Here is a 15,087-nt window from a genome sequence, read left to right as displayed (position 1 = left end):
AGATTTCCCATAGCGTAAGCTAGTAAGATCCCTGAAAGATGATCAGGTTGATAGGTTCGAGGTGGAAGCATGGTGACATGTGGAGCTGACGAATACTAATAGATCGAGGACTTAACCATATAATATGTAGCAAATGTTATCTAGTTTTGAAGGAATATGCCTTCATAGTTTGGTGATGATGGCAGAGAGGTCACACCCGTTCCCATACCGAACACGGAAGTTAAGCTCTCTAGCGCCGATGGTAGTTGGGACCTTGTCCCTGTGAGAGTAGGACGTCGCCAAGCAACTAAAAACACAAGTCATTTGACTTGTGTTTTTTTATTTCCCATGAAATAGATTTGGTTCCATTAATAAAAAATTTGAAATATAGTAAGGGATTTTTTGAGCAGAAATACTTAGAAATTGATAAATAAATGGATAATCTTCAGAACCATAACTGCCAAGTAAGTCATACCACCAATCTGTTTCATACCTAGAAATCATGCTTAAATTATAGAGCAATAAATAATGAATGAGGAGTTCAGGTAATATTGGCTTAGGATTTCTAGGATCAGTCGTAAGTGGCAAATAATAAGTATTAGTAAGATGTTCATAGTATAAAGGAGTACTGTACATAGGATTCCATGATTGAATGGGCGCCGTAAAAAGTAAATTCGATTCATTAGTCTTCTCAGGTACGTGCTGTATTGATAAATGCTTACAAGATGTTTCAATGTAACGAGAAAATCTCTCTTTAGTCATATGTAATCGATCTAGTAGGTTGACTGAAAAGGAGAGCTCATTTTTAATTGTTGAATCGATTTTATATAAAGTTGATTCTTTTTGACTATAACGAAATAAATTTTGTAATTCTGGAATATTTCCCATTAGTTCTAACATGTTAAATTTTTCTGCTTCTAAGTGTTTCATGTGAAACAGTTGTTCTGCAACATGAGTAAACAATCCGTTTTTTTGTATCTTCACCTCATCTTCTAAAAATTGATACCCTTGTTTTTTTCGTTTGCGAGTTGTAACGCCATGAGCTAAAACAGTAGTGGATTCAGGATAGTTAGGGTCAATAGTTAGTAGGCATGCTTTAAAAAGTTGACTAATTCCATAAAATAACAACATTGGTTGAATGGAAAATGGAGCTGTCTTATATAATTCATAATAATTTTTCCCGTGTTCTAAGTAATAAATAAAGGGATAACAATTTTCAAAACTTTTTTTTTCGGCATCCTGAATAGAGGATTTTTCGTAACAACGGGCAAGATAACGTTGTACGTTTTGAGATGAAAAAAAGAAACTTAACTGCTGCCAAGTACAAGATGTTTGATGCATATATTACGCTCCTTTTATTGTCTAAAAATTCTAACATATATATACGTCCTTGACAGTATTTTAACCAATTGATAAGCTACTAATAATAATTTCTGGTATCATAGGGGGAACAATTATGTGGGAATCTAAATTTGTTAAAGAAGGTTTGACTTTTGATGATGTATTACTTGTACCAGCTAGGTCAGATATATTACCAAGAGAAGTAAGTGTTAAAACAGTTTTATCTGAAAGCTTACAGCTAAACATCCCGTTAATTAGTGCAGGAATGGATACAGTAACAGAAGCTGACATGGCTATTGCAATGGCTCGCCAGGGTGGTTTAGGAATTATTCATAAGAATATGTCTATTGAGCAACAAGCAGAGCAAGTTGATAAAGTAAAGCGCTCTGAAAGCGGCGTTATTTCAGATCCTTTCTTCTTAACTCCAGAACATCAAGTATATGATGCAGAACATCTTATGGGAAAATATCGTATCTCAGGTGTACCGGTTGTAAATAATTTAGATGAGCGAAAATTAGTTGGTATTATTACAAACCGTGATATGCGCTTCATCCAAGACTACTCAATCAAAATTTCTGACGTAATGACAAAAGAACAATTAATTACAGCTCCAGTTGGTACTACACTGGAAGAAGCTGAAAAGATCCTACAAAAGTATAAAATTGAAAAACTCCCTCTTGTTGATAATAACGGTGTATTACAAGGGCTTATTACAATAAAAGATATTGAAAAAGTAATTGAATTCCCAAACTCTGCTAAAGATAAGCAAGGACGCTTATTAGTTGGAGCAGCAGTTGGTGTAACAGCGGATGCTATGCTTCGCATCGATGCATTAGTAAAAGCTAGTGTAGATGCAATTGTACTTGATACAGCACATGGGCATTCTAAAGGTGTTATTGATAAGGTAAAAGAAGTTCGTGCTAAATATCCATCACTAAATATTATCGCTGGAAATGTTGCTACTGCTGAAGCAACGAAAGCACTAATTGAAGCTGGTGCAAACGTAGTTAAAGTTGGTATTGGACCAGGTTCTATTTGTACAACACGCGTTGTAGCCGGTGTTGGTGTACCACAATTAACTGCGGTTTATGATTGTGCAACAGAAGCTCGTAAACACGGTATTCCAGTTATTGCTGATGGCGGTATTAAGTACTCTGGTGATATGGTGAAAGCTTTAGCGGCAGGAGCACATGTTGTTATGCTAGGTAGCATGTTTGCAGGTGTTGCAGAAAGCCCTGGAGAAACTGAAATTTACCAAGGTCGTCAATTTAAAGTGTATCGTGGTATGGGTTCTGTCGGTGCAATGGAAAAAGGAAGTAAAGATCGTTACTTCCAAGAAGGCAATAAAAAACTTGTCCCAGAAGGTATTGAAGGACGAGTACCATATAAAGGACCTTTAGCAGATACAGTTCACCAATTAGTTGGTGGCTTACGTGCAGGTATGGGATATTGCGGAGCACAGGATTTAGAATTCTTACGCGAAAATGCACAATTCATTCGTATGTCAGGTGCTGGCTTACGTGAAAGTCATCCTCATCACGTACAAATTACAAAAGAGGCTCCAAACTACTCATTATAATGTCTTATATACAAATAGACAGAGATTTGATATCTCTGTCTATTTTTTTTTGATTATGTTAGAATAACGGTTATGTGAGTACATAGATATTGGGGGTAGCAAAAGTGAAAGGTATGTTTTGCAAAAGATTCATTGCTTTGGTAACAGTGCTTACACTAGCTTGTAGCATTTTTATGCCATATAGCAATGCATCAGCTGAAACAGGAGCCGCTTTAAACATTGAAGCAGGTGCGGCGATTTTAGTAGAAGCGAATTCTGGGAAAATTTTATATCAAAAGAATGCAGATGAATTATTATCCATTGCTAGTATGACAAAGATGATGAGTGAATATTTAGTTCACGAAGCAGTGGATAAAGGAAAACTTAAGTGGGACCAGAAAATTAAGGTTTCTGAATATGCATATAAGGTTTCACAAGATGCTTCATTATCAAATGTTGCATTAGAAAATGGTGGCTCTTATACAGTAAAAGAGTTATACGAGGCAATGGCAATCTTTTCTGCAAATGGTGCAACAATTGCGTTAGCAGAAGCAATTGCAGGTAAAGAAGTAGACTTCGTAAAAATGATGAATGATAAATCGAAAGAACTAGGGTTGAAAAATTATAAATTTGTCAATTCTACAGGTTTAACGAATAAAGATTTAAAGGGAATGCATCCTGAAGGAACAACAGCGGATGAAGAAAATAAAATGTCTGCAAAGGATGTTGCAACTTTAGCACAACATTTAATTAAAGATTATCCAAAAGTGTTAGATACAGCAAAAATCCCTAAAAAAGAATTCCGTCCAGAAAAAGAGAAGTTTGCAATGTCGAACTGGAACTGGATGTTAAAGGGCTTAGTTAAAGAATATGATGGCGTAGACGGCCTAAAAACAGGCTCAACTCCAGAAGCAGGAGATTGCTTCACTGGTACGGTTGAAAGAAACGGAATGCGTTTTATTTCTGTAGTTATTAAAACAAGTTCTCATACAGCACGTTTTGATGAAACAAAGAAGCTATATGATTATGGGTTTGCTAACTTTGAAGTAAAACAAATGTATAAAAAAGGTTCTTCAGTAAAAGGACAAGAAACAGTACGAGTAGAAAATGCGAAAGATAAAGATGTAGCAGTTCAAACGAAACAAGCTATTTCACTTCCAGTGCCAAAAGGAAGTAAAGATGTTTATAAAACGGAATTAAAAGAATCAAGTAAGGGACAAGAAGCACCTATTAAAAAGGGAGCTGCGCTTGGTCAAATGGTAATTACGCCAAAAGATACAAACGACCCTGGATTTTTAACTGGTAAGTCACTGCAAGTGGATCTTGTAACAACATCTGAAGTAGAAGAAGCAAACTGGTTTACTCGTGCTATGCGCGGAATTGGTTCATTCTTTAGTGGCATGTGGAATAGTGCTGTTGATACAGTAAAAGGTTGGTTTTAAAAGCTCCTCATGATAGGAGCTTTTTTTTATTCCTATTTTTCATACCGACTTTATGAAAAAGTAGTAGACAAGCATCTGATAGTTAGTGGTAGAATGTAAGAGTATTCTTAATTTTCGCCTTTAACGGGGGAAAGCAATTCACCTAGGGGGGTTTTTGTACATGACAAATGTAACAGGGACAGAACGTGTAAAACGTGGAATGGCAGAAATGCAAAAAGGCGGCGTTATTATGGACGTAGTTAACGCTGAACAAGCAAAAATTGCAGAAGAGGCAGGCGCAGTTGCCGTTATGGCATTAGAGCGTGTACCAGCAGATATTCGTGCAGCAGGTGGCATTTCTCGTATGGCAGACCCAACAATTGTTGAAGAAGTTATGGGTGCGGTGTCAATTCCGGTTATGGCAAAATGCCGTATCGGTCACCTTGTAGAAGCACGTGTATTAGAATCATTAGGGGTAGACTATATCGATGAGAGTGAAGTATTAACTCCTGCTGATGAAGTATACCATTTAAATAAACGTGATTACACAGTTCCATTTGTATGTGGTTGCCGTGATATCGGAGAAGCTGCACGTCGTATTGCAGAAGGTGCATCTATGCTTCGTACAAAAGGTGAACCGGGAACAGGAAACATTGTAGAGGCAGTGCGTCATATGCGCCAAGTCAATGCAGAAATCCGTCAAGTTGCGAGTCTACGTGAAGATGAGTTAATGACATATGCAAAAAATACTGGCGCTCCTTACGAAGTATTACTTGAAATTAAACGTCTTGGTCGCTTACCAGTTGTAAACTTTGCGGCAGGTGGTGTAGCAACACCAGCAGATGCAGCATTAATGATGCAACTTGGTGCTGATGGGGTATTTGTTGGATCTGGTATCTTCAAATCAGAAAACCCAGAGAAATTTGCACGTGCAATCGTTGAAGCAACGACTCATTATGAAGATTACGAACTAATTGCAAGCCTTTCTAAAGGATTAGGTAATGCAATGAAGGGTGTCGAAATTTCAACGTTATTACCAGAACAACGCATGCAAGAGCGTGGATGGTAATTAAAGGAGAACTTTAAAATGGTGAAAATAGGTGTACTAGGTCTTCAAGGTGCAGTTCGTGAGCATATAAAATCAGTTGAAGCAAGTGGTGCAGAAGCTGTTGTTGTAAAGCGTATAGAGCAACTTGAAGAGATTGATGGTCTTATTTTACCAGGCGGTGAAAGTACAACAATGCGTCGTCTTATTGATAAGTATGCTTTCATGGAACCACTTCGTACATTTGCAAAGTCTGGTAAACCAATGTTTGGTACGTGTGCAGGGATGATTCTTCTTGCAAAAACACTTATTGGCTATGAAGAAGCACATATTGGTGCTATGGATATTACAGTTGAGCGCAATGCGTTCGGACGCCAAAAGGATAGTTTTGAAGCTGCGCTTTCAATTGAAGGCGTGGGTGAAGACTTCATTGGTGTATTTATCCGTGCGCCGTATGTTGTAGAAGTAGCTGATAATGTTGAAGTGCTTTCTAAGCATGGTGACCGAATGGTAGCGGTAAGACAAGATCAGTTTTTAGCTGCTTCATTCCATCCGGAATTAACAGATGATCATCGTGTGACAGCATACTTTGTTGAAATGGTAAAAGAAGCGAAAATGAAAAAAGTTGTATAAGTAACTTGCAACTTGTATAAGATTATAGTAAATTGATGGTAACAATTTTATAAAATAAGCGTGTTGATAGGAAATAGTAACAAATGTCGTTTCTTATAGAGAGTCGATGGTTGGTGGAAATCGATAGAAACAGTTTGTGAATCCATCCTGGAATGGAATGTGGAATATCTTTTGGATTAGTAAGCATTCCCGGTGAAGAGCCGTTATTTCTACTTGAGAGGAAAGCGGTAATGCTTTCAACTAGGGTGGCAACGCGGGTTAACTCCCGTCCCTTTATATAGGGACGGGAGTTTTTTGTGTTTTATAAAATAAAAGGAGGAGTATATAATGCTTGATATTAAATTTTTACGTACAAACTTTGAAGAAGTAAAAGCGAAATTACAGCATAGAGGCGAAGATTTAACTGATTTCGGCCGTTTTGAAGAACTTGATACGAGAAGAAGAGAACTACTTGTTCAGACAGAAGAATTAAAAAGTAAACGTAACGAAGTATCTCAACAAATTTCTGTATTAAAGCGCGAAAAGAAAGATGCAGAAGCTCTAATTTTAGAAATGCGTGAGGTTGGAGAAAAAGTAAAGGATCTTGATTACGAACTTCGTACAGTTGAAGAAGACTTAGAAAGATTAATGTTATCTATTCCAAATATCCCTCATGAATCTGCTCCAGTTGGTGAAACAGAGGATGATAATGTAGTAGCACGTACTTGGGGAGAAGTGAAAGAATTTACTTTTGAGCCAAAACCACATTGGGATCTTGCTACTGATTTAGGAATTTTAGATTTTGAACGCGCTGGGAAAGTAACAGGAAGCCGCTTCGTATTTTACAAAGGTGCTGGTGCAAGATTAGAGCGTGCTTTAATTAGCTTTATGCTTGATCTTCATACTGATGAGCATGGATATGAAGAAGTATTACCTCCATATATGGTAAACCGTGCAAGTATGACGGGAACAGGACAACTTCCAAAGTTTGAAGAAGATGCATTCCGTATTGAAAGTGAAGATTACTTCTTAATTCCAACAGCTGAAGTACCTGTAACGAATATGCATCGTGATGAGATTTTAAATAAAGAGCAATTGCCTATAAGATATGCTGCATTTAGCTCTTGCTTCCGTTCTGAAGCAGGTTCAGCTGGTCGTGATACACGTGGCTTAATTCGCCAGCATCAGTTCAATAAAGTAGAGCTTGTGAAGTTCGTAAAACCAGAAGATTCTTATGAAGAATTAGAAAAATTAACAAATGATGCAGAACGCGTGTTACAATTATTAGAGTTGCCATATCGCGTTATGAGCATGTGCACAGGCGATTTAGGATTTACAGCAGCGAAGAAATACGATATTGAAGTATGGATTCCAAGCTATGGCACATATCGTGAAATTTCTTCTTGTAGTAATTTTGAAGCTTTCCAAGCGAGACGTGCAAATATCCGTTTCCGCCGTGAGCCAAATGGAAAACCAGAACATGTTCATACATTAAATGGATCTGGTCTTGCAATCGGACGTACGGTTGCAGCTATTTTAGAGAACTACCAACAAGAAGATGGTACAATTATAATTCCAGAAGTTCTTCGCCCTTATATGGGAGGAAAAACAGTTATTAAGTAAATTTAAACATTCATCGGTATGAGTGATTGGTAATTATGAGCGTTGTCAGTACTGTAATGTAGGAAGGGGAAAGTAAAATTTTCCTTTCCTCATAATTTATTTTAGTAGGGTTGACTAACTGTTTTTCTTTTGATATTATATTTGATGTCAATATGGAGGTATACCCAAGTCTGGCTGAAGGGATCGGTCTTGAAAACCGACAGGCGGCGAGAGTCGCGCGGGGGTTCGAATCCCTCTACCTCCTCCAGATATAATTGACAACAGCGCATATAAGTGGAGATTGGAGAACTCGTTACCAACACGTAACGAGTTTTTATTTTAAAACCAATCATAAAGTATGGTGTAAGGTAATTTTGTCCTTATTACACACTCATATTCCGATGATTATCTTCATAGATATGAAAGGAGTCAACATGGATCTTATTATACAAACGTTTCCTTTAGATGGAAAAACTTTATATTATGTACAATGTCCTGTCTGTAAGAACAATAGAATTTTAAACAGTGGTGCAAACGTATCACGCATTATTAGTGATGATACATTCCGTAAACTTTGTGGTTGTACTTGTGATGTAAAACAAGCTACGAGTAAAGTAGAGGCGCCAAAACAAGTTAAAAAAGCAGCTGTAAAGAAAGCGGCGGCTCCAAAACGTACAGGTAAAGTATTAACGGCAGTAATTAACGGGAAAGAAATGACTGTTAAAGAAATTGCTGAAGCATACGATATTAGTACAAGTACTGTTCGTCAGCGCATTAACGCAGGAAAACCTGAGAGTGAAATTATTGCTCCAACAAAGAAGAAGTAATTTAATAGGAAAACCCGTGCATATGCACGGGTTTTTTATTTTACAAGTTTACGTGTTTGTTTTAAAAAATGGCCAATTTTTTTAATGATTGGTTCGATTGAATCACCATCTTTTAAAATATCGTACTCATTAATATTTAAGCGTAATACAGGGCATGAATTAAAGTTGTTAATCCAGTTTTCATAACGTCCATGCATTTCTTTCCAGTACTCAATTGGTGTTTGCTGTTCCATTGGGCGCCCGCGTTCTTGAATACGATCGACAATATCATCGAAAGAACCTTCTAAGTAAATTAATAAGTCTGGATGAGGGAAGTAAGGAGTCATGACCATAGCGTCAAATAAACCTTTGTATGTTTCATAATCAGTTTCCGTCATTGTTCCTTTTTCATGATGCATCTTTGCGAAAATTCCAGTGTCTTCGTAAATGGAACGATCTTGAACAAAACCGCCACCATATTCAAAAATTCTTTTTTGTTCCTTAAATCGTTCTGCTAAAAAGTACACTTGTAGGTGGAAGCTCCAGCGAGTGAAGTCCGCATAGAACTTGTCCAAGTATGGATTGGAATCTACTTTTTCAAATGATGTGCGATAACCTAAAGCATTAGCTAATGCAGTTGTCATAGTTGATTTACCCACACCTACCGTTCCGGCGATAGTGATTACTGCGTCATTAGGTATATCATATTTTTGCCTTAAATTCATTATTATTTCGACTCCTTTAAGAGAGTATTTTGAAGGGCAGATAGGATGACGTTTAAATCATCAGGATTTTTTACAAAATCCATATCGTCTCCATTAAATTTCAATACTGGTATTTCCGGATGATCTTTTTTAAAAGCATCCATTGCTGTTTCATAATCTTTTGTGAGCTGTAGTAAGTAATTTGGATCCATGTTTTTTTCAAATTCTCTTCCGCGCATGGCGATTCGTTTTTGCAATGTTTCTAGGCTAGCTGTTAAATAAACAATGACATTTGGCACAGGCATATCTTGTGTAAGGATACGATAAATTTGCATGTATTTGTCATATTGAGAGTCTTTTAATGTGCGGGATGCAAAAATTAAATTTTTAAAGATATGGTAATCCGCTACTACTGGTTTCCTTTGATTCAAATACTTTATGTTAATGTCTTCTAATTGTTTGTATCTATTACAAAGAAAGAACATCTCTGTTTGAAAACTCCATTCGTCGATGTCTTCATAGAACTTTCCTAAAAAGGGATTTTCATCAACAATCTCTTTTAGTAAGTGGAGTTGCATGTGAGTTGAAATTTCCTTCGCAAGTGAAGTTTTTCCAACACCAATTGGTCCTTCAACCGTGATAAATGGTACTCCGGTCACGCTGTTTCCTCCTTTCAATCAGTGATTTACCGTGACTACTAAAAACACAAAACAGAATTATTGTAGCACAAGAGGGAAGCGAGCGGGTTAATTTGATATAAAAAGTTAGAAAATAGATATATGTATTAATTAAATTTTATTTTGGTTGATGATGTTATAGTTGCTTTCAATGTAGTTTCCATTATTTTTAAAGCATGTATATTATCTTGGTCGTTGTTAGAGGCGATACAATCCTCTGGTACATACAATGTATAATTTCTCATATGAGCATCATTAGCTGTAAATAGGATACATATATTTCCGGCAACCCCTGTTAATATTAGATTTTCTATTTTTAAATAACCTAGTAATGAATTTAAAGGTGTTTCATAAAAAGCGGAATAATGTGGTTTAATAAAAATGTAATCATCAGAACTTGGAGCAATCTTATGGATTATGTTTTTGCTATATTCATTTGTACAATGAGTAATAAGTTGGTCGATATCAGATCTCCAAAGTTGATAATGGTCATTAACGTAAATTATAGGATAGCCGAAGGATTTCATTTTTTTCTTTAATTGTAAAATAGGGTTTGTTATAATTTCACATTTTTTAGCTAGAATGGGTCCGTGGGAAAATTGAAAGTCATTAATCATATCGATAATGAGCAAGGCGGTATTTTTCATATGTAATCCCCTCTCTTTTTTCTTTTAGGGTGGATTGAATTTGTAAAAGTTATCCCCTGTGTAGTAAATGGAAAATAAGTGTACTTTATTTGTAATGAAAGGACTATGTTATGGAACAAGATCAAGATATTTATTTTATGCAATTAGCGATAGAAGAAGCTAAAAAGGCAGAGGAAATACAGGAAGTACCAATTGGAGCAGTTATAGTGTTAAATGGTGAGGTAATTAGTGTTGCCCATAATTTAAGGGAAACTGAGCAGAGATCAATAGCTCATGCTGAGTTGCTAGCGATAGATGAGGCATGTAAAAAATTAGGGACATGGCGTTTAGAAGATGCAACATTGTATGTAACATTAGAACCTTGTCCAATGTGTGCGGGTGGAATTGTTTTATCACGAGTGAAGCGAGTTGTATATGGTGCAAGTGATCCTAAGGGCGGATGTGCAGGGACATTGATGAATCTTTTAACGGATGAACGCTTCAATCATCAATGTGAAGTAGTATCTGGTGTACTAGAGGAAGAATGCGGTACGTTGTTAACAAGCTTTTTTAGAGAACTTCGTAAAAAAAGAAAAGCAATAAAAAAATTAGAGAAGAATACTGGGAACTAACGTATTTGCATTTTATAAAGAAACAAGTTATACTGATAATGCCTTTAATGAAGGCAACCGAATATTGGTTTTAACTTTGCCGTGCTAAGCGGGGAGGTAGCGGTGCCCTATACTCGCAATCCGCTCTAGCGAGGCCGAATCCCCTCTCGAGGTTATGTTGCTGTAAGGTCTGCCTTAAGTAAGTGGTGTTGACGTTTGGGTCCTGCGCAACGGGACCCCGTGAACCTTGTCAGGTCCGGAAGGAAGCAGCAATAAGCGGGTCTTCTCGTGTGCCGCAGGAGTGCCTGAACCGAGCTAACTGCTTGAGTAACGCTTATGGTACGTAATCGACGGAGGGTGCACGGCAGTTATATATGTATACAAAACTCACCTTAATACAAAGGTGAGTTTTTTGTATAGAAAATAACTTTTGGAATCTATAAACAGAATGGGTTATAATAAATGAGATAATAACCTTTGAGGGAGGCCGTATTTTCGTGTCATACCAAGCGTTATACCGAACATGGAGACCGCAAAAGTTCGAAGATGTAGTCGGTCAAAAGCACGTAACAAAAACGTTGCAAAATGCCCTTCTTCAAGAGAAAGTTTCACATGCTTATTTATTTTCTGGCCCGAGGGGAACGGGAAAAACGACAATTGCAAAAGTATTTGCAAAAGCAATTAACTGTGAACATGCTCCGGTAGCTGAACCTTGTAATGAATGTCCTTCTTGTTTAGGAATTACACAAGGATCCATTTCAGATGTATTAGAAATTGATGCGGCTTCAAATAACGGTGTAGATGAAATTCGAGATATTAGAGATAAAGTAAAATATGCTCCAAGTGCTGTAGAATATAAAGTATACATTATTGATGAAGTTCACATGCTTTCTATGGGTGCATTCAATGCGCTTTTAAAAACCTTAGAAGAGCCGCCAGGACATGTTATCTTTATTTTGGCGACAACAGAACCTCATAAGATCCCGCCTACAATTATTTCACGTTGTCAGCGTTTTGAATTCCGAAAAATATCAGTGAATGATATTGTTGAGAGATTATCAACGGTCGTGACAAATGAAGGTACGCAAGTGGAAGATGAGGCATTACAAATTGTTGCGCGTGCTGCTGAAGGTGGTATGCGTGACGCACTTAGTCTTATTGATCAGGCTATATCTTATAGTGATGAGACCGTTACGACAGAAGATGTATTGGCCGTAACAGGATCTGTTTCTCAGCAATACTTAGGCAATTTAGTAGAATGCATACGTGAAAATGATGTATCAAGAGCATTGCAAATCATAGATGAAATGATGAGTAAAGGGAAGGATCCAGTTCGTTTTATGGAGGATTTCATTTACTATTATCGTGATATGCTTTTATATCAAACTTCACCGCAACTAGAACATATGTTGGAACGAGTAATTGTAGATGATCAATTCCGTAAGTTGAGTGAAGAAATGCAACCGGAAGTGATCTATGAGATTATTCATACCCTTAGTAAGGGACAACAGGAAATGAAGTGGACAAATCATCCGCGTATTTTCTTAGAAGTTGTTATGGTGCAATTGTGTCAACAGTTTATGATGCAAGCAAATGGTACAGATCGTTTGCAAGCAATTATGAACAGGATGCAGCAACTGGAGAAAGAGTTAGAGCATGTTAAAAAGAACGGTGTGCCAGCTGGTGTACAACAGGAAGTAAGAGAGACACGTGCAACACCAAAGCCGGTAAGAACAGGAAGTATGAAGATTCCTGTCGGACGTGTAAATGAAGTATTAAAACAAGCGAAGCGTCAAGATTTAGAACAATTAAAAGCTGTATGGGGTGAGTTGTTAGGAAGACTCAAATCATATAACAAAGTAGCGTTTGCTGTTTTACTAGAAAATAGCGAACCAGTGGCAGCTTCAGATGACACTTACGTTTTAGCATTTCAATATGAGATTCACTGTAAGATGGCGAGCGAAAATCGAGAAGCTATGGATACAGTAGAACAAGCTTTATTTGAATTGCTAAGTAAAAGGTTAAATATGATTGCCATTCCAAAAAGTGAATGGGGTAAAATCCGTGAAGACTTTTTACAACGTGAAGGTGGAGAGTCTGAAGAAAGCCCAGAGAAAAGGGAAGACCCTCTTATAGAAGAGGCAGTGAAATTAGTAGGGCAAGAACTCATTGAAATAAAAGAGTAATAATAATTAGGAGGAATTAATTATGATGCGTGGCGGAATGGGAAATATGAATAACATGATGAAACAAATGCAAAAGATGCAAAAGGACATGGCGAAAGCACAAGAAGAGCTTGGTGAAAAAACAGTTGAAGGTACAGCTGGCGGCGGAATGATTACAGTTATCGCAAATGGTCACAAGCAAATTCTTGAAGTGAAGATTAAAGAAGAAGTTGTAGATCCAGAAGATATCGAAATGTTACAAGACTTAGTGTTAGCTGCAACAAATGATGCACTTAAAAAGGCTGATGAGCTTTCAAACTCTACAATGGGTAAATTTACAAAAGGCTTAAACTTACCAGGTGGAATGTTCTAGGAGGATATTGATACATGCATTATCCAGAACCAATATCAAAACTAATCGATAGTTTTATGAAGTTGCCAGGTATCGGACCGAAAACAGCGGTTCGATTGGCATTTTTCGTATTAGATATGAAAGAAGATGACGTGTTAGGTTTCGCGAAAGCACTTGTAAATGCGAAGCGAGATTTAGCGTACTGTTCTGTATGCGGACATATTACTGATCGTGATCCTTGTTATATTTGTAATGATTCACATCGAGATCAATCAGTTGTTTGTGTCGTGCAAGAACCGAAAGATGTAATCGCGATGGAAAAAATGAAAGAGTATCAAGGTGTATATCATGTGTTACGTGGTGCGATTTCTCCTATGGAGGGAATTGGACCGGAAGACATTAATATCCCGCAACTCTTAAAGCGACTACATGATGAAACGGTACAAGAAGTGATATTAGCAACAAACCCTAATATTGAAGGGGAAGCTACAGCGATGTATATCTCCCGCCTCTTAAAACCTACAGGCATTAAAGTAACTCGTATTGCACATGGTCTGCCAGTTGGTGGAGATTTAGAATATGCAGATGAAGTGACACTATCCAAAGCGTTAGAAGGTCGCAGAGAAGTATAAGAGGAGAAACAAAAATGTTCTTTCAAAAAAAGGGTAAATTGCGTAAAGAGTATGACGATAAGTTAATTGTACTTTTGGAAAAAGTGAAGAATGAGTGGTTACGTCAGAAGAGAATGGTCGAACAAAGTGTAGAACCGTCTCAAGATGTCATTTGTTCTTTGAAAATAGCAGAGGCGAAATATTTCTTTTTGTTGAAAGAAGCAAAGCGTCGTCCTGTAAAAATGGAACAATGGTAAAGGGTTCTGCTTTCTAAGCAGGCCTTTTTATTTTATTTGTTAAATGCTGAGGTATTGTTTTATTTAGTTTATATAAAAGAGATGTCGCTTATGATAACTGTTCTTTTTTATTGTCTTGTCCCATACAAATAGATGTATAGGTCATTCATAAGGAGGAAAAAATGAATTCTACAATTATTATTGTTGGCATTCTTACTTTAGTATTTATTTTTCTTGTTTTTGGTGTTGCCTCTAAGCCATTACGTTTTATAGGTAAGGTGATTTTTCATATTACTTTAGGGATAGCATTGCTTTTTATCGTAAATGTTGTAGGGACATATTTTGATTTTCATATCCCGATTAACATGGGTACAGCAGCAATAACGAGTTTATTAGGCCTACCGGGTGTAGCAGCATTAGTGATTATTAAGCTTTATATCATGCCAAGATAAAATTATTTTGGCATTTTTTTAAAAAAGTGTTGACTATTAAATTATTAATGTGGTAAATTAATAAGCGTCGTCAGCAACGAAAGAAAAAAGCTGTTGACAAATTTAACGAGAAATGTTAAATTATAAAAGTCGCTGAAACGCGATATTGAACTTTGAAAACTAAACGAAACAAACAACGTGAAACGTCAATTTTTATTTTAGATGCTAGACAAACTAACTTTATTGGAGAGTTTGATCCTGGCTCAGGATGAACGCTGGCGGCGTGCCTAATACATGCAAGTCGAGCGAA

Annotated in this window: 16 protein-coding genes, 1 tRNA gene, 3 rRNA genes, 1 other RNA gene and 1 other annotated feature; of the genes, 17 read left to right on the top strand and 4 right to left on the bottom strand. The window is 36.9% G+C overall.

Annotation, left to right across the window (positions count from 1 at the left end; all coding sequences use genetic code 11):
• Positions 1-119, top strand: a 23S ribosomal RNA gene (locus EBQ15_RS30330); the annotation flags it as partial.
• A 49-nt stretch (positions 120-168) separates the two neighbouring features.
• Positions 169-284, top strand: a 5S ribosomal RNA gene (rrf, locus tag EBQ15_RS30325).
• Between the two features lie 34 nt (positions 285-318).
• Here the strand turns inward: rrf and EBQ15_RS30320 are convergent.
• The gene (locus tag EBQ15_RS30320; protein ID WP_000554281.1) at positions 319-1,320 is read right to left on the bottom strand and encodes a YaaC family protein; all 1,002 of its coding nucleotides are present in this window, start codon (positions 1,318-1,320) and stop codon (positions 319-321) included.
• 115 nt (positions 1,321-1,435) lie between these two features.
• Between EBQ15_RS30320 and guaB the strand changes: the two genes are divergently transcribed.
• The 7 genes from guaB (at position 1,436) to EBQ15_RS30285 (ending at position 8,385) form a co-directional block, all read left to right on the top strand.
• Positions 1,436-2,899 carry an IMP dehydrogenase gene (gene guaB, locus EBQ15_RS30315; RefSeq protein ID WP_000264088.1) on the top strand — a complete coding sequence of 488 codons (1,464 nt, stop codon included), beginning with the start codon at positions 1,436-1,438 and terminating at the stop codon, positions 2,897-2,899.
• A 113-nt stretch (positions 2,900-3,012) separates the two neighbouring features.
• Positions 3,013-4,320, top strand: coding sequence for a D-alanyl-D-alanine carboxypeptidase DacA (dacA, locus tag EBQ15_RS30310; RefSeq protein WP_125653127.1), 1,308 nt, complete (start codon positions 3,013-3,015; stop codon positions 4,318-4,320).
• Between the two features lie 160 nt (positions 4,321-4,480).
• Positions 4,481-5,368 (top strand): pyridoxal 5'-phosphate synthase lyase subunit PdxS, encoded by an 888-nt coding sequence (gene pdxS / locus EBQ15_RS30305; protein WP_000186162.1) that lies wholly within the window; start codon positions 4,481-4,483, stop codon positions 5,366-5,368.
• 18 nt (positions 5,369-5,386) lie between these two features.
• Positions 5,387-5,977, top strand: coding sequence for a pyridoxal 5'-phosphate synthase glutaminase subunit PdxT (pdxT, locus tag EBQ15_RS30300; protein WP_000238771.1), 591 nt, complete (start codon positions 5,387-5,389; stop codon positions 5,975-5,977).
• A 54-nt stretch (positions 5,978-6,031) separates the two neighbouring features.
• Positions 6,032-6,253: a binding site (T-box leader), on the top strand.
• Positions 6,254-6,304: 51 nt separating this feature from the next.
• A complete protein-coding gene (gene serS / locus EBQ15_RS30295) occupies positions 6,305-7,579 on the top strand; it encodes a serine--tRNA ligase (protein ID WP_000884188.1) in 1,275 nt (424 codons plus the stop codon).
• Between the two features lie 154 nt (positions 7,580-7,733).
• A tRNA-Ser gene (locus EBQ15_RS30290) sits at positions 7,734-7,826 on the top strand.
• Between the two features lie 166 nt (positions 7,827-7,992).
• Positions 7,993-8,385: a sigma factor-like helix-turn-helix DNA-binding protein gene (locus tag EBQ15_RS30285; protein ID WP_000364196.1), complete on the top strand. Its 393-nt coding sequence runs from the start codon at positions 7,993-7,995 to the stop codon at positions 8,383-8,385.
• A gap of 35 nt (positions 8,386-8,420) precedes the next feature.
• Here the strand turns inward: EBQ15_RS30285 and EBQ15_RS30280 are convergent, their stop codons facing one another.
• The 3 genes from EBQ15_RS30280 to EBQ15_RS30270 all read right to left on the bottom strand — a co-directional run bounded on the left by EBQ15_RS30280 (position 8,421) and on the right by EBQ15_RS30270 (position 10,392).
• Complete coding sequence (locus tag EBQ15_RS30280) at positions 8,421-9,089, bottom strand: deoxynucleoside kinase (RefSeq protein WP_001053585.1); 669 nt, start codon at positions 9,087-9,089, stop codon at positions 8,421-8,423.
• A gap of 2 nt (positions 9,090-9,091) precedes the next feature.
• Entirely contained in the window at positions 9,092-9,727 is a 636-nt protein-coding gene (locus tag EBQ15_RS30275) for a deoxynucleoside kinase (RefSeq protein ID WP_000148218.1), read from the bottom strand.
• Positions 9,728-9,852: 125 nt separating this feature from the next.
• Positions 9,853-10,392, bottom strand: a complete 540-nt coding sequence (locus tag EBQ15_RS30270; protein ID WP_000798714.1) for a cysteine hydrolase family protein — start codon at positions 10,390-10,392, stop codon at positions 9,853-9,855.
• A 110-nt stretch (positions 10,393-10,502) separates the two neighbouring features.
• Between EBQ15_RS30270 and tadA the strand changes: the two genes are divergently transcribed.
• The 8 genes from tadA to EBQ15_RS30225 all read left to right on the top strand — a co-directional run.
• A complete protein-coding gene (gene tadA, locus EBQ15_RS30260) occupies positions 10,503-11,003 on the top strand; it encodes a tRNA adenosine(34) deaminase TadA (protein ID WP_000434336.1) in 501 nt (166 codons plus the stop codon).
• A gap of 79 nt (positions 11,004-11,082) precedes the next feature.
• An RNA gene (gene ffs / locus EBQ15_RS30255) (signal recognition particle sRNA large type) lies at positions 11,083-11,347 on the top strand.
• A 132-nt stretch (positions 11,348-11,479) separates the two neighbouring features.
• Positions 11,480-13,168: a DNA polymerase III subunit gamma/tau gene (gene dnaX, locus EBQ15_RS30250; RefSeq protein ID WP_000121574.1), complete on the top strand. Its 1,689-nt coding sequence runs from the start codon at positions 11,480-11,482 to the stop codon at positions 13,166-13,168.
• A gap of 25 nt (positions 13,169-13,193) precedes the next feature.
• On the top strand, positions 13,194-13,520 hold the full coding sequence (locus EBQ15_RS30245; RefSeq protein WP_014894853.1) for a YbaB/EbfC family nucleoid-associated protein: 327 nt from the start codon (positions 13,194-13,196) through the stop codon (positions 13,518-13,520).
• A 14-nt stretch (positions 13,521-13,534) separates the two neighbouring features.
• Positions 13,535-14,131: a recombination protein RecR gene (gene recR, locus EBQ15_RS30240; protein ID WP_000559169.1), complete on the top strand. Its 597-nt coding sequence runs from the start codon at positions 13,535-13,537 to the stop codon at positions 14,129-14,131.
• A gap of 14 nt (positions 14,132-14,145) precedes the next feature.
• Complete coding sequence (locus tag EBQ15_RS30235; RefSeq protein ID WP_000466019.1) at positions 14,146-14,367, top strand: YaaL family protein; 222 nt, start codon at positions 14,146-14,148, stop codon at positions 14,365-14,367.
• Positions 14,368-14,528: 161 nt separating this feature from the next.
• A complete protein-coding gene (locus tag EBQ15_RS30230; protein WP_001089270.1) occupies positions 14,529-14,798 on the top strand; it encodes a pro-sigmaK processing inhibitor BofA family protein in 270 nt (89 codons plus the stop codon).
• A 219-nt stretch (positions 14,799-15,017) separates the two neighbouring features.
• Positions 15,018-15,087: ribosomal RNA gene (locus tag EBQ15_RS30225) — 16S ribosomal RNA — on the top strand; the annotation flags it as partial.

It is taken from the genome of Bacillus sp. 2D03, assembly GCF_003946765.1.
Lineage (GTDB): Bacteria > Bacillota > Bacilli > Bacillales > Bacillaceae_G > Bacillus_A > Bacillus_A cereus.
Note: the sequence above shows the minus strand (reverse complement) of the source record. Positions and strands in the feature narration are given on the sequence as shown.